This is a genomic window from Pseudomonas sp. SA195 (assembly GCF_054131565.1).
The window spans coordinates 351024-364072 of the sequence record NZ_CP096392.1 but is presented as its reverse complement, the minus strand read 5'-3'; the positions used below and the strand labels follow the sequence as shown (position 1 = coordinate 364072).

15 protein-coding genes are annotated in these 13049 nt (G+C 62.4%); 11 read left to right on the top strand and 4 right to left on the bottom strand.

What is annotated here, in order from left to right; all coding sequences use genetic code 11:
* Positions 1 to 43: 43 nt before the first annotated feature.
* Entirely contained in the window at positions 44 to 451 is a 408-nt protein-coding gene (gene pilG / locus M1D78_RS01695) for a twitching motility response regulator PilG (RefSeq protein WP_243604198.1), read from the bottom strand.
* Positions 452 to 687: 236 nt separating this feature from the next.
* On the opposite strand from pilG, the gene gshB reads away from it, so the two are divergent.
* The 7 genes from gshB (at position 688) to M1D78_RS01660 (ending at position 6576) form a co-directional block, all read left to right on the top strand.
* On the top strand, positions 688 to 1647 hold the full coding sequence (gene gshB, locus M1D78_RS01690) for a glutathione synthase (protein WP_437422286.1): 960 nt from the start codon (positions 688 to 690) through the stop codon (positions 1645 to 1647).
* Positions 1648 to 1795: 148 nt separating this feature from the next.
* Complete coding sequence (locus tag M1D78_RS01685; RefSeq protein WP_437422287.1) at positions 1796 to 2692, top strand: energy transducer TonB; 897 nt, start codon at positions 1796 to 1798, stop codon at positions 2690 to 2692.
* Between the two features lie 60 nt (positions 2693 to 2752).
* Positions 2753 to 3322: a YqgE/AlgH family protein gene (locus tag M1D78_RS01680; protein ID WP_437422288.1), complete on the top strand. Its 570-nt coding sequence runs from the start codon at positions 2753 to 2755 to the stop codon at positions 3320 to 3322.
* Entirely contained in the window at positions 3319 to 3747 is a 429-nt protein-coding gene (ruvX, locus tag M1D78_RS01675; protein ID WP_437422289.1) for a Holliday junction resolvase RuvX, read from the top strand. Before M1D78_RS01680 ends, ruvX begins: the two co-directional genes overlap by 4 nt.
* A gap of 19 nt (positions 3748 to 3766) precedes the next feature.
* Positions 3767 to 4279: a bifunctional pyr operon transcriptional regulator/uracil phosphoribosyltransferase PyrR gene (gene pyrR / locus M1D78_RS01670; protein ID WP_437422290.1), complete on the top strand. Its 513-nt coding sequence runs from the start codon at positions 3767 to 3769 to the stop codon at positions 4277 to 4279.
* Between the two features lie 9 nt (positions 4280 to 4288).
* Complete coding sequence (locus tag M1D78_RS01665; RefSeq protein WP_437422291.1) at positions 4289 to 5305, top strand: aspartate carbamoyltransferase catalytic subunit; 1017 nt, start codon at positions 4289 to 4291, stop codon at positions 5303 to 5305.
* Complete coding sequence (locus tag M1D78_RS01660; protein WP_437422292.1) at positions 5305 to 6576, top strand: dihydroorotase; 1272 nt, start codon at positions 5305 to 5307, stop codon at positions 6574 to 6576. The genes M1D78_RS01665 and M1D78_RS01660 overlap by 1 nt, the downstream gene beginning before the upstream one ends.
* Before the next feature lie 43 nt (positions 6577 to 6619).
* Here the strand turns inward: M1D78_RS01660 and M1D78_RS01655 are convergent, their stop codons facing one another.
* Positions 6620 to 7015 (bottom strand): NINE protein, encoded by a 396-nt coding sequence (locus M1D78_RS01655; protein ID WP_437422293.1) that lies wholly within the window; start codon positions 7013 to 7015, stop codon positions 6620 to 6622.
* A 130-nt stretch (positions 7016 to 7145) separates the two neighbouring features.
* On the opposite strand from M1D78_RS01655, the gene M1D78_RS01650 reads away from it, so the two are divergent.
* Together M1D78_RS01650 and M1D78_RS01645 are read left to right on the top strand one after the other, a co-directional pair.
* The gene (locus tag M1D78_RS01650) at positions 7146 to 8357 is read left to right on the top strand and encodes a putative DNA modification/repair radical SAM protein (RefSeq protein ID WP_437422294.1); all 1212 of its coding nucleotides are present in this window, start codon (positions 7146 to 7148) and stop codon (positions 8355 to 8357) included.
* Positions 8357 to 9190, top strand: coding sequence for a TIGR03915 family putative DNA repair protein (locus M1D78_RS01645; RefSeq protein ID WP_437422295.1), 834 nt, complete (start codon positions 8357 to 8359; stop codon positions 9188 to 9190). The genes M1D78_RS01650 and M1D78_RS01645 overlap by 1 nt, the downstream gene beginning before the upstream one ends.
* On the opposite strand, the gene M1D78_RS01640 is transcribed toward M1D78_RS01645, so the two are convergent.
* Both M1D78_RS01640 and pilT read right to left on the bottom strand, forming a co-directional pair.
* Positions 9187 to 10332, bottom strand: a complete 1146-nt coding sequence (locus tag M1D78_RS01640) for a PilT/PilU family type 4a pilus ATPase (RefSeq protein WP_437422296.1) — start codon at positions 10330 to 10332, stop codon at positions 9187 to 9189. The two genes, M1D78_RS01645 and M1D78_RS01640, sit on opposite strands and share 4 nt — an antisense overlap.
* Positions 10333 to 10409: 77 nt before the next feature.
* Complete coding sequence (gene pilT, locus M1D78_RS01635) at positions 10410 to 11444, bottom strand: type IV pilus twitching motility protein PilT (RefSeq protein WP_437422297.1); 1035 nt, start codon at positions 11442 to 11444, stop codon at positions 10410 to 10412.
* A 66-nt stretch (positions 11445 to 11510) separates the two neighbouring features.
* Here pilT and M1D78_RS01630 point away from each other — a divergent pair, with 66 nt between their 5' ends.
* Positions 11511 to 12200, top strand: a complete 690-nt coding sequence (locus M1D78_RS01630) for a YggS family pyridoxal phosphate-dependent enzyme (protein ID WP_437422298.1) — start codon at positions 11511 to 11513, stop codon at positions 12198 to 12200.
* Between the two features lie 16 nt (positions 12201 to 12216).
* Positions 12217 to 13044 (top strand): pyrroline-5-carboxylate reductase, encoded by an 828-nt coding sequence (gene proC / locus M1D78_RS01625; RefSeq protein WP_437422299.1) that lies wholly within the window; start codon positions 12217 to 12219, stop codon positions 13042 to 13044.
* The last annotated feature ends 5 nt before the right edge of the window (positions 13045 to 13049 follow it).

The following is a 13049-nucleotide window of genomic DNA, read 5'->3' as shown; positions in this document are numbered from 1 at the left end:
GATTTCTCCGTGGGAAAGGCTTCAGCGGCACAGAGGCCGAACTTCAGGATACTTGCTCCAAAGGTGCGAAATCAGGCACGTGAGCCTTGATTGCACCGAGCAATTCTTCTTTGCTGAAAGGCTTAGTGAGGTACTGGTCTGACCCCACGATCCGCCCCTTGGCCTTGTCGAACAGGCCATCCTTGGACGACAGCATAATGACCGGCGTCGACTTGAAAGAACTGTTGTTCTTGATCAACGCACAGGTCTGATAGCCATCGAGCCTGGGCATCATGATATCGACGAAAATGATGCGCGGGTGCGTGTCTGCGATCTTGGCGAGCGCATCGAAGCCATCCACCGCTGTGATCACATCACAACCTACTTTCTTCAGCAGCGTTTCGGCCGTGCGACGAATCGTTTTCGAGTCGTCGATCACCATGACCTTCAAGCCCTCGGAGTGCTGTTCCATTTCGCCCTACCATCGCCTCGGTGAGTCGTAGTTTATCGTTATGCCAGTGCGCCGGAGGCCCTGTCATCGATGGGCTGCACCCAATCGCCGGACCTTTTTAGCACACTCCTTCATGCGCAAGCTATCTGCCGCCAGAGCGCCGGGATTTTCCTTGACCCAACGCACATCCACGGCCAATCTGCCCCCACATTTCAAGCCTTCGGCAGCCTTCGCTGCCCTTTTGCGGAGACCATCACATGACTGTTCGCGTCGGGATCATCATGGACCCAATCGCGCAGATCGCCTTCAAGAAGGACAGCTCGCTGGCCATGTTGCTGGCCGCCCAGGCGCGCAACTGGACGCTGTTCTACATGGAGCAGCGCGACCTATATCAGATCGCCGGCGAGGCTCGTGCCCGCATGCGACCGCTCAAGGTATTCAACGACCCAGAACATTGGTTCGAGGTCGAGGATGAAATCGATACCGCGCTGGGCGATCTCGACGTCATCCTCATGCGCAAGGACCCGCCCTTCAACGGCGAGTACATCTATTCGACCTACTTACTGGAGCTTGCCGAGCAAACTGGCACACTGGTGGTGAACCGGCCGCAAACCCTGCGTGACTGCAATGAAAAGTTCTTCGCCACTCAGTTTCCGCAATGCACTCCGCCAACGGTAGTCAGTCGTCGGCCGGACATTTTGCGGGACTTCGCCCGAGAACAGCGTGACATCATTCTCAAACCGCTGGACGAAATGGGCGGCGCGTCGATCTTTCGTCACCGCGAAGGCGACCCTAACCTGTCGGTTATCCTCGAGGTACTGACTCGTCACGGCCAACAACAGATCATGGCGCAGCGTTATATCCCGGCAATCAAGGACGGCGACAAGCGCATCTTGATGATCGACGGCGAGCCCGTACCCTACTGCCTTGCGCGGATACCGGCCGCTGGCGAGACCCGTGGGAACCTCGCTGCAGGCGGGCGCGGCGTGGCGCAGCCGCTGTCGGATCGAGATCGTGAGATCGCTGCCCTGGTCGGCCCCGAACTGCGCAAACGGGGCCTGCTGTTCGTCGGGCTGGATGTCATCGGCGACTACCTCACGGAGATCAACATCACTAGCCCAACCTGCATCCGGGAGATCGACAATGCGTTCGACACCCGAATCGGCGAACAGCTGATGGACGCGATCGACCAGAAACTTCAGGCACGCGTGCAATAGGCTCAACAGGCGGCCATTCGCCCAGGCCGCCTCCGCTCATCGCAAGATTCGCTCGACGGCCGCCGACACGGCAAAGCTGCCGGCTGGTTCATAGACTTTTGCAGTCCTGCTGGGCAGACTGCGCGCACTTCGAGCCGACAGTAACGCGATGAACGCAGCGACACGTCAACCGACCCCAGCCACCTCGAGCGTCCGCCCCGCGGATCGCCTCGGCTTCACGCTGTTCGTGGCAGCGGTGGCCCATGCCGCGCTGATTCTGGGGCTCGGATTCAGCCTGGCGGACCCCACACAGGTGAGCAAGTCGCTAGAGATCACGATCTCCACGTTCAAAAGTGAGAAAAAGCCCGAAGAGGCCGACTTCCTGGCCCAGGATAACCAGCAGGGCAGCGGCACCCTGGAGCACAAGGCCACACCGAAGACCGACGAGCAGGCGCCTTTTCAGGACACCCAGATTCGCAAAGTCACTCCAGCTGCATCACCGCCACCGAGCAACCGCAGCGAATCAGCAAAAACCGCCGTCGCGACACGCTCGCCACAACCGGACAAGACGCCCGAAAAGCCGCAGAAAAACAAGCCTCAGCCCGAGTCGCAACCCGCGCCAGTTTTCGACAGCTCGCAACTGAGCGAGGAGATAGCCAGCCTTGAGGCTGAACTCGCCCAGGAACGTCAGGAATATGCCAAGCGTCCACGCGTAAGCCGACAAAACAGTGCTGCGACCATGCGCGACATCAGCGCGTGGTATCGCGATGAATGGCGTAAGAAGGTCGAGCGTATCGGCAACCTCAACTACCCGGACGAGGCCCGGAGGCAGCGCATCTATGGCAGCCTGCGCATGCTGGTCGTGGTCGACCGCAATGGTACGGTGCAGGAATTGCGTGTGTTGGAATCGTCCGGCCAGGCGGTACTCGACGAGGCGGCGATGCGCATCGTCAGGCTGGCTGCGCCCTTCGCGCCCTTCTCTGGAGAGCTGGCTAAGACGTTCGACCAGGTCGAGATTATCCGAACCTGGCGCTTCGAGCGCGGCGACCGGCTGTCCAGCCGCTGACGGTATCGACCAGCCTGCCGTGGCTTCACGCCCGTGCCTGCAACGCTTAAGCTAGCGGGCATGAAAGCGACCTCCCCCAGCTATCTCAAGCATCACTTCCTGATTGCCATGCCCCACATGGCCGATCCCAACTTCGCCCAGGCGCTCATTTATATCGTCGACCACACCCCGGAGGGTGCCATGGGGCTGGTCGTCAATCGTCCTAGCGGACTGACATTGACCGACGTACTCGAGCAACTACGCCCCGACGACCCGATCACGGGGATCAGCCAGCAGCTAGTGATCCTCACCGGCGGACCGGTACAGACCGATCGTGGGTTCGTCTTGCACCCGGCGGGCTCGCAGTTCCAGGCCACGCTCGACCTGGGGTCGCTCGGCATGACCACCTCGCAAGACGTGCTGTTCGCCATCGCCGACGGTCATGGGCCCCGACAGCACCTGGTCGCACTTGGCTACGCAGGCTGGGAGGCCGGGCAACTGGAGTCCGAACTGGCTAGCAATGTCTGGCTGAGCTGCCCGGCGCAGGCGCACATTCTCTTCGACCTGCCGTTCGAACAGCGACTGAGCGCGGCGGCCGCCTCGCTGGGTGTCGACCTCAATCTGCTCAGCAGCCAGGTCGGTCACTCATGAGCACTCTGCGGCTACTGCTGGGCTTCGACTATGGCACCCGGCAGATTGGTGTCGCGGTCGGCCAGGCCGTCACCGGCCAGGCGCGCGAATTGTGCGTACTCAAGGCCCAGAATGGCGTGCCCGACTGGAGCCAGGTCGAGGGCCTTATCCGCGAATGGCAGCCGGACGCATTGATCGTTGGCTTGCCGCTGAACATGGACGGCAGCGCCAGCGAGATGAGCGGACGCGCTGAGAAGTTCGCACGCCGCCTGAATGGGCGTTTCAATCTGCCGGTACACACCCACGACGAGCGCCTGACTACCTACGAAGCCAAGGGCGAGCGTCTTCGCCAGGGGCAGAACGGAGGCTACCGAGAGCGACCGGTCGATGCCCTGGCCGCGGCGCTGTTATTAGAAGGCTGGTTGAACGCCCAGCAGACCGCATGATGCGGCCCCAGGAGAAACCATGACCCTGCCCAACCCCGACCATCTGCTCCCCGAGATGGCTGCAACCCTCGGTCAGCATCTCGAGCGCCGAGGCATTAACGAGCCGCGCTTCATCGGCATACGCACGGGCGGTGTATGGGTGGCCCAATCACTCCTTCACCATCGTGGTCAGCAGGAGCCGCTGGGCATTCTGGACGTTTCGTTCTACCGCGATGATTTCACCCAGAACGGGCTGCACCCCCAGGTCAGACCGTCCGAGCTGCCATTCGAAATCGAAGGCCAGCATCTGGTGCTGGTCGACGACGTGCTGATGAGCGGACGCACCATCCGTGCCGCACTGAACGAGCTGTTCGACTATGGCCGCCCCGCCAGCGTGACACTCGTTTGTCTGCTCGATCTCAACGCTCGCGAGCTGCCGATCCGCCCTGATGTGGTGGGCGCGACCCTGTCATTGGCCCCCGAACAGCGCGTCAAGCTGCTGGGCCCCGCTCCGCTTACCCTCGAATACCAGACCCTCGCTTCCGCTAACTGAGATTCCGCGATGACGCCTACCGACGCCAAGCGCCCGCTGCAGCTGAACGATCATGGTCAGCTGCGCCACTTCCTCTCCCTGGACGGGCTGCCCCGCGAACTGCTTACCGAAATCCTCGACACCGCCGACTCCTTTCTCGAAATCGGTGCCCGCGCGGTCAAAAAGGTCCCGCTATTGCGTGGCAAGACTGTCTGCAATGTGTTCTTCGAGAACTCCACGCGCACCCGCACCACGTTCGAACTGGCCGCCAAGCGCTTGTCCGCGGATGTCATCACGCTAAATGTTTCCACCTCCTCGACCAGCAAGGGCGAGACGCTGACAGACACCTTACGCAACCTGGAGGCGATGGCTGCGGACATGTTCGTGGTGCGTCACGCCGCGTCAGGCGCTGCACACTTCATCGCCGAACATGTTTGCCCCGACGTGGCGGTGATCAACGGTGGGGATGGGCGCCATGCACACCCCACTCAAGGCATGCTCGACATGTTGACGATTCGCCGCCACAAAGGTGACTTCGATAAGCTATCAGTAGCGATCGTCGGAGACATCCTTCACTCACGCGTGGCGCGCTCCAACATGCTGGCTCTCAAGACGCTCGGCTGTCCGGATATCCGCGTCATCGGCCCCAAGACGCTACTGCCAATCGGCCTGGAGCAATATGGCGTGCGGGTGTTCAACGATATGAGCGAAGGGCTACGGGACGTGGACGTCGTGATCATGCTCCGCCTGCAGCGTGAACGCATGCAGGGCGGCCTGCTGCCCAGCGAAGGCGAGTTCTACCGCCTCTACGGCTTGACCGCCGCACGCATGGCCCTCGCCAAACCGGACGCCATCGTCATGCATCCCGGGCCCATCAACCGGGGCGTGGAGATCGAATCGGCCGTGGCCGACGGCATCCAGTCGGTGATCCTCAACCAGGTCACCTATGGCATCGCCATTCGCATGGCCGTGCTGTCGATGGCCATGAGCGGCCAAACCGCACAACGTCAGCTGGACAATGAACATGCCGCCGGGGAGCTGAACTGATGCCAACATCCATCCTCGGTGCCCGCCTGATCGATCCGGCCAGCGGTCGCGACGAAGTGACCGACATCCATTGCCTGGACGGCAAAGTGGTCGCGATCGGCGCGCCCCCTGCCGGGTTCGAGCCTGCCCATGCGCTCGATGCCAGAGGGCTGGTCGCCGCGCCCGGCCTGGTCGATCTGTCAGTCGCGTTACGTGAGCCGGGCTACAGCCGCAAGGGCAATATCGCCAGCGAGACACTTGCCGCCACCGCCGGCGGGATCACCAGCCTGTGCTGCCCGCCGCAGACGCGACCCGTATTGGACACGGCCGCAGTGGCCGAACTCATCCTCGACCGTGCCCGCCTGTCCGGCCATGCGAAAGTCTACCCGATCGGTGCCCTGACCCGCGAGCTGGCCGGCGAGCAGCTCGCCGAGCTGGTTGCTCTGCGTGACGCAGGCTGCGTGGCCTTCGGCAACGGATTGGCCAACTTTTCCAGCCAGCGCAACCTCAGCCGCGCGCTGGAATATGCCGCCACGTTCGACTTGACCGTAGTAATGCATTCGCAGGATGCCGACCTGGCCAACGGCGGCCTCGCCCATGATGGCCCGCCTGCCTCATTCCTCGGGCTAGCCGGGATACCGGAGACCGCCGAGACCATCGCACTGGCACGCAACCTGTTGCTGGTCGAGCAGGCCGGCGTACGCGCCCACTTCACTCAGCTGACCACCGCACGCGGCGCGCAGATGATCGCTGAGGCCCAGGCCCGCGGCCTGCCGGTCACGGCCGACGTCGCGATGTATCAACTGATCCTCACGGACGAGGCGCTACATGGTTTTTCCAGCCTGTATCACGTCCAGCCGCCCCTGCGCAGCGCCAAGGATCGTGAAGGGCTTCGCGAGGCGGTTCGCTCGGGTGTTATTGGGGCGATCAGCAGCCATCACCAGCCTCACGAGGCGGACGCGAAAGAAGCACCCTTCGGTGAGACGGAGCCGGGCATCAGCAGCGTGGATATCCATCTACCGCTGGCTATGACCCTGGTCGAAGACGGGTTGCTGGACCTGCCGACTCTGCTGGCACGCTTGACCAATGGCCCCGCCGCCGCGCTTAGGCTGTCCGCTGGCCGCCTGGCCGTTGGCGACGCAGCGGACGTGGTCCTGTTCGACCCAGCGAGCTCGACCCTGGCCGGCGATGCCTGGCATTCCAAGGGGCGAAACTGCCCATTCCTCGGCCATTGCCTACCCGGTGCAGTGCGTTACACGCTGGTCGACGGTCGGATCGCCTTCAATAGCTAAGACAAAGACGGCGGCGACGTGGAGACGGGGCCGCCGTCTTCAATCAACGGTTCTCCAGGTTGCGCATGGAGACCTGACTGTTCAACGTCCAAAAATCGTACAGCACGCCGACGAAGAACAAGCCGCCCGTACACAGGTAAATCAGACCGGTGATCCATTTTCCCTGGTACATCCGGTGCACGCCGAATACACCGAGGAACGTCAGGAGAATCCAGGCCACGGTGTAGTTGATCGGGCCAGACTGGAAACGCAGATCCGCTTCGCGATCCATCGACGGAATTAGAAAGAGGTCGATGATCCAACCTACAAAAAACAGGCCCAGGGTAAAGAACCAAATCGTGCCGGTAATTGGTTTGCCGTAATAGAAACGGTGCGATCCGAGAAAACCGAATATCCAGAGAAGATAGCCGATCAGCGTGCTATGGGTGTTCTGACGCATCCGAACCTCGACATGTGTGGGCCAGCCATCAGCTTATCTGAAATTCTCCTCCACTCGCGCCGCCGGACGGGCATTGCCGAACCGCGCAATGGTGATACTGTACATCCAAACAGTATCAAAGGCCTTCAGCATGCAACTGATCGAAAAACTCAGCGTTCTGGCTGATGCCGCCAAATATGATGTCTCTTGCGCCAGCAGCGGCGCGCCAAAGCGCAGTTCCAAGGGCAAGGACGGGTTAGGCGCCACGAATGGCATGGGCATCTGCCACAGCTTCACGCCAGATGGCCGCTGCGTGTCGCTGCTGAAGATCTTGCTGACTAACTTCTGTCTCTACGACTGCCAATATTGCGTCAACCGCCGCTCCAGCGACGTGCCCCGTGCACGCTTTACGCCGGAAGAGGTGGTCGCTCTGACGATGGACTTTTACCGTCGCAATTGCATCAGCGGCCTGTTTCTCAGTTCCGGGATCATCCGCTCGGCGGATTACACCATGGAGCAACTGGTGCGCGTCGCCAAGCTGCTACGCGAAGAGCACGAGTTCCGTGGATACATCCACCTCAAGACGATCCCCGACGCCGATCCGCTGCTGGTCGCCGAAGCCGGGCGCTATGCCGATCGACTCAGCGTGAATATCGAATTGCCGACCGAGACCAGCCTCATCCGCCTGGCCCCGGAGAAGCAGGTCGCAAGCATTCGCCAGACAATGCAGCGGATTCACCAGGGCGAAACCGAGGCCTCGAGCGAGCGCCGCGCCCCCCGGTTCACGCCAGCCGGGCAGAGCACGCAGATGATTGTCGGTGCGGACGATACCGACGACAGCACCATCCTCGGCACTGCGCAGTCGCTCTATGGCAGCTACCGGCTGAAACGGGTCTACTACTCGGCGTTCAGCCCGATCCCGCACAGCCCCTCCAGCGTTCCGGCCGAGCCTCCGCCGCTGCTCCGGGAGCATCGCCTTTACCAAGCGGACTTCCTCATGCGGGGCTATGGCTTCACTGCCGGCGAACTGTTCAGCGGGCCCGGCAACCTCGCACTCGATATTGACCCCAAGCTCGCCTGGGCGCTGGCACACCGCGAGCAGTTCCCGGTGGACCTGAACCGCGCGGAGGAGCAGATGATCGCCCGCGTCCCCGGGATCGGCATGCTTAGCGCCAGACGGTTGGTCGACCTGCGCCGGCAGAAGCGCATCCGCTTCGAGGATCTGACCCGCCTGCGCTGCGCCTTGGAAAAGGCCAAGCCCTTCGTCATCACCCAGGATTACCGGCCACGCCTGGCCGGCCAGGAATCCGCAGCCCTACGCCAACATTTGCGCGACGCGCCCGCGCAGATGGCGCTCTGGTGATGTTCACCGCACGGTTCGATGGCAGCTTCGAGGATTGGCGCCGCTGCGCACGGGCGCTGTTGCATAGCGCGATAGAGCCTCATGAGGTGAGTTGGGCGACGAGCGACTCCTCGCCCGGACTCTTTGAGACACCTCCGCCGCCGCTGGCGACGTCCGGCCAAGGTATTCGCATCCCTAAGTCCCTACTGGCCGAACTCGAAATGGCGGCGTGCTTTCGCATGCACGACCGCTGGGCACTGCTCTACCGAGTGCTATGGCGCGTCGCGCAGGGCGACGCTGCTGGGCGGCTCGTTGGCGACGTCGATGGCAGTGAGCTGCACGCTCGTATCAAAGCGGTGCGCCGCGAAGCACACCACTTGCATGCATTCCTAAGGTTCATGCCACGCGAGGAGCCGGACGGGCCTGAGCATGTGGCGTGGTTCGAACCTGCGCATGATGTCTTGCCCTGGGCAGCGGAGCATTTCACCCATCGCATGGGCCGCCTCACCTGGCTGATCGCGAGCCCGGAGGATGGTGTGTGCTGGGACGGCGCGCAGCTGCACTACAACCGCCCCTGCCCGCCCTCCTGGCGTGCGCTCGCGCAAGGCGCGTCCGACCCGGGCGGCGCAATGTGGAAAACCTATTATGAGAGCACCTTCAACCCCGCCCGCCTCAACCGCAGCGTGATGGAAAGCAACCTGCCGGTGCGGTTCTGGAAGCATCTTCCCGAAGGCGAATTGATACCCCAACTGATGAGCCGCGCAAGGGCCGGGGCGCAGCGTGACGGCCAGGCCGAGCGCGTCGCCAGCAAAGCCGGCAAGCGCATCGGGCAGGCGCGGAAGGAAAACGATTAGCGGAAGCTGCGGCCCGGATCGTCGTCGCTGACTTCGAGCGTGAGCCCTTGGGACACGCTGGTCAGGTGCTCGCCATCCGTCTCTGAGCCGAGCTTGATCATCAGGCGCAGGTCGTTTGAAGAGTCGGCGTGGGCCAAGGCATCTTCGTAGGTGATCTCGCCCTGCACGTAGAGGTTGTAGAGCGCCTGATCGAAGGTCTGCATGCCCAGGTCGGTAGAGCGCTTCATCAGACTCTTGAGTTCATGTACCTCGCCTTTGCGGATGAGGTCGGCGGCCAGTGGCGTGTTGATCAGCACTTCGATGACCGCGCGACGCCCCTTGCCGTCGGGCGTCGGGATCAACTGCTGGGCGACGATAGCCTTGAGGTTCAACGACAGATCCATCCAGACCTGCTGCTGCCGGTCGGCGGGGAAGAAGTTGATGATGCGATCCAGCGCCTGGTTGGCGTTGTTGGCGTGCAGCGTGGCCAGGCAGAGGTGCCCGGTTTCGGCGAACGCGACGGCGTAGTCCATGGTTTCGCGAGTCCGCACCTCGCCGATCAGAATTACATCCGGTGCCTGGCGCAGGGTGTTCTTCAGGGCCACGTCGAACGAATCGGTGTCGATGCCGACCTCGCGCTGAGTCACGATGCAGCTCTGGTGCTGATGGATGAACTCGATCGGGTCCTCGATGGAAATGATGTGCCCGCTGGAGTTCTTGTTGCGGTAGCCAATCATCGCCGCGAGGGACGTCGACTTGCCGGTACCGGTCGCGCCGACGAAGAGCACCAGGCCGCGCTTGGTCATCGCCAGCTTTTTCAGCACCTCGGGCAGCTTGAGGTCTTCAATGGTAGGAATGTTGGTTTCGATACGCCGAAGCACCATGCCCGCCAGGTTGCGTTGATAGAAGGCACTGACGCGGAAACGACCGATGCCGCGCGCACTGATGGCGAAGTTGCATTCGTGGTTTTCAGCGAACTCGCGCCGCTGCTGCTCGTTCATCACGGCATGCACGGTTTCGCGCGTCATCTCCGGCGACATGGGCGTCTTGTTGACGGGCAGGATCTTGCCATTGACCTTCATCGACGGCGGCACGCCCGCTGTAATGAAGAGGTCGGAGCCACCCTTTTCCACCATCAGGCGCAACAGTTTCTCGAATTCCATCGTCGTTCTCGTATTCGTCGGGCGAAACCGCGTTCAGGCAAATCGGCGTGCCAGCCCACAACGCTGGCGCGCCAGGGTCAGAAGTTTTCCGGCTGCTTGGCCTTTTCCCGGGCGCTGTCGCGCGAGATCACGCCTTTGGCCAGCAAGCCCTTGAGGCATGAGTCCAGCGTCTGCATGCCCAGCGAGCCGCCGGTCTGGATGGCGGAATACATTTGCGCCACCTTGTCTTCGCGAATCAGGTTCCGGATCGCCGGGGTCCCGATCATGATCTCGTGCGCTGCCACTCGGCCGCCCCCGACCTTCTTCAGCAGCGTCTGGGAAATGACTGCCTGCAGGGATTCGGAGAGCATCGAGCGCACCATGGATTTCTCCTCGGCCGGGAACACGTCGACTACGCGGTCGATCGTCTTGGCGGCGGAGGTGGTGTGTAGGGTGCCAAAGACCAGGTGCCCGGTTTCCGCGGCAGTCAGCGCCAGGCGGATGGTTTCAAGGTCACGCATCTCGCCCACGAGGATGATGTCCGGGTCTTCACGCAGGGCCGAGCGCAGGGCTTCGGAGAAGCCCAACGTGTCACGGTGCACTTCACGCTGGTTGACCAAGCACTTCTTGGACTCGTGGACGAATTCGATCGGGTCCTCGATGGTGAGGATATGGTGGTACTTGGTGTTGTTCAGATAGTCGAGCATCGCAGCCAAGGTGGTCGATTTGCCCGAACCGGTCGGCCCGGTTACCAGCACCAGCCCGCGCGGCACGTCGGTAATCTTGCGGAAAACCTCGCCCATGTTCAGGTCTTCCATGGTCAGCACCTTGGAAGGAATGGTCCGGAACACCGCACCGGCGCCGCGGTTCTGGTTGAAGGCGTTGACCCGGAAGCGGGCCACGCCGGGCACCTCGAACGAAAAGTCGGTCTCAAGGAATTCTTCGAAATCCTTGCGCTGCTTGTCGTTCATGATGTCGTAGATCAGCGCGTGTACCTGCTTGTGGTCCATCGCGGGGAGGTTGATCCGGCGGACGTCGCCATCGACGCGGATCATCGGCGGAAGGCCGGAAGACAGGTGCAAATCCGACGCACCCTGCTTGGCACTGAAGGCCAGCAGCTCTGTGATATCCATGGGACTCCCCAATTACAAGCAAGCAGGTAGAATGCCGCGCAGACCCTAGGCTGGCGGGCGCAGGTAATGTCCACGATAGCGAACAATATTGCAAAGGTCGCAGCGCGCATCCGTGAGGCGGCGCAAGCTGTGGCTCGCAATCCTGACGAGGTGCACCTGTTGGCGGTCAGCAAGACCCAACCCGCCGAGGCGATTCGCCAGGCGCATGCCGCAGGGCTTCGCGATTTTGGTGAGAACTATTTGCAGGAAGCCTTGGAGAAACAGGCCGTGCTGGGCGATTTGCCGCTGGCCTGGCATTTCATTGGGCCCATCCAGTCGAACAAGACCAAATCGATCGCCGAGCACTTCGACTGGGTGCATTCGGTTGACCGCCTGAAAGTCGCCCAGCGCCTGTCCGACCAGCGCCCTGCGGACAAACCGCCGCTCAATGTCTGCCTGCAGGTCAACGTCAGCGGAGAGGCCAGCAAGTCGGGCTGTGAGCCGCACGAAGTGGCGGAACTGGCCAGCCGCATCGCCGAACTGCCGCACCTGCGTCTCCGCGGCCTGATGACCATTCCGGCGCCGACCGACGACCCGGCCGAGCAACATGCCGCTTTCGCCCGCCTGCGCAGCCTGCAAGCCAACCTCGCGCTTGATCTCGACAGCCTCTCGATGGGCATGAGCCAGGATCTGGAGGCCGCCATCGCCGAAGGCGCCACCTGGGTCCGTATCGGCACTGCCCTGTTCGGTGCTCGCGACTACAGCACCCCCGCATGAATAAAGGAAACCACGCATGACCACATCCCGTATCGCCTTCATCGGCGGCGGCAACATGGCGGCCAGTCTGATTGGTGGACTGCGCGCCCAGGGCACTCCTGCCGAGGCCCTTTCCGCTAGTGACCCCGGCGAAGACAAGCGCAAGGCACTGGCGGGCGAATACGGCATCGCCACCTTCGCGGACAACGCGGCGGCGATCGATCAGGCCGATGTGGTGGTGCTGGCAGTCAAGCCACAGGTGATGCAGGAGGTCTGCCGAGCCCTGGCCGGATCGCTGCGTGCCAACCAACTGATCGTCTCGATCGCCGCGGGCATCACGTGCGCCAGCCTGCAAGCTTGGCTCGGCGAACAGCCCCCTCGTGCCATCGTGCGCTGCATGCCCAATACCCCGTCGCTGCTGCGCCAGGGCGTCAGCGGGCTCTTTGCCAACACTCAGGTCAACGACAGGCAACGGCAACAGGCCGAGCAGCTGCTCAGTGCGGTGGGCGTCGCCCTTTGGCTGGATCATGAGGGCATGATTGATGCCGTCACCGCGGTGTCCGGCAGTGGCCCGGCCTACTTCTTCCTCTTGATCGAGGCCATGACGGCCGCCGGCGAACGTCTGGGCCTACCTCGTGATACCGCGGCACAACTGACACTGCAGACCGCACTGGGGGCTGCACGCATGGCTTGCGATAGCAACGTCGAGGCCGCTGAATTGAGACGCCGAGTCACCTCACCGAACGGAACCACCGAAGCGGCAATCAAAGCCTTTCAGGCGGGGGGCTTCGAGCAGCTGGTACAGCAGGCGCTGGGCGCCGCCGCCAAACGCTCGGCTGAACTCGCCGAACAACTGGGCCAATAAGGAGC

Excerpts from the sequence above, each read along its gene's own strand:
- pilG (WP_243604198.1), bottom strand. The coding sequence starts at position 451 with ATGGAACAGCACTCCGAGGGCTTGAAGGTCATGGTGATCGACGACTCG.
- gshB (WP_437422286.1), top strand. The coding sequence starts at position 688 with ATGACTGTTCGCGTCGGGATCATCATGGACCCAATCGCGCAGATCGCC.
- M1D78_RS01685 (WP_437422287.1), top strand. The coding sequence starts at position 1,796 with ATGAACGCAGCGACACGTCAACCGACCCCAGCCACCTCGAGCGTCCGC.
- M1D78_RS01680 (WP_437422288.1), top strand. The coding sequence starts at position 2,753 with ATGAAAGCGACCTCCCCCAGCTATCTCAAGCATCACTTCCTGATTGCC.
- ruvX (WP_437422289.1), top strand. The coding sequence starts at position 3,319 with ATGAGCACTCTGCGGCTACTGCTGGGCTTCGACTATGGCACCCGGCAG.
- pyrR (WP_437422290.1), top strand. The coding sequence starts at position 3,767 with ATGACCCTGCCCAACCCCGACCATCTGCTCCCCGAGATGGCTGCAACC.
- M1D78_RS01665 (WP_437422291.1), top strand. The coding sequence starts at position 4,289 with ATGACGCCTACCGACGCCAAGCGCCCGCTGCAGCTGAACGATCATGGT.
- M1D78_RS01660 (WP_437422292.1), top strand. The coding sequence starts at position 5,305 with ATGCCAACATCCATCCTCGGTGCCCGCCTGATCGATCCGGCCAGCGGT.
- M1D78_RS01655 (WP_437422293.1), bottom strand. The coding sequence starts at position 7,015 with ATGCGTCAGAACACCCATAGCACGCTGATCGGCTATCTTCTCTGGATA.
- M1D78_RS01650 (WP_437422294.1), top strand. The coding sequence starts at position 7,146 with ATGCAACTGATCGAAAAACTCAGCGTTCTGGCTGATGCCGCCAAATAT.
- M1D78_RS01645 (WP_437422295.1), top strand. The coding sequence starts at position 8,357 with ATGTTCACCGCACGGTTCGATGGCAGCTTCGAGGATTGGCGCCGCTGC.
- M1D78_RS01640 (WP_437422296.1), bottom strand. The coding sequence starts at position 10,332 with ATGGAATTCGAGAAACTGTTGCGCCTGATGGTGGAAAAGGGTGGCTCC.
- pilT (WP_437422297.1), bottom strand. The coding sequence starts at position 11,444 with ATGGATATCACAGAGCTGCTGGCCTTCAGTGCCAAGCAGGGTGCGTCG.
- M1D78_RS01630 (WP_437422298.1), top strand. The coding sequence starts at position 11,511 with ATGTCCACGATAGCGAACAATATTGCAAAGGTCGCAGCGCGCATCCGT.
- proC (WP_437422299.1), top strand. The coding sequence starts at position 12,217 with ATGACCACATCCCGTATCGCCTTCATCGGCGGCGGCAACATGGCGGCC.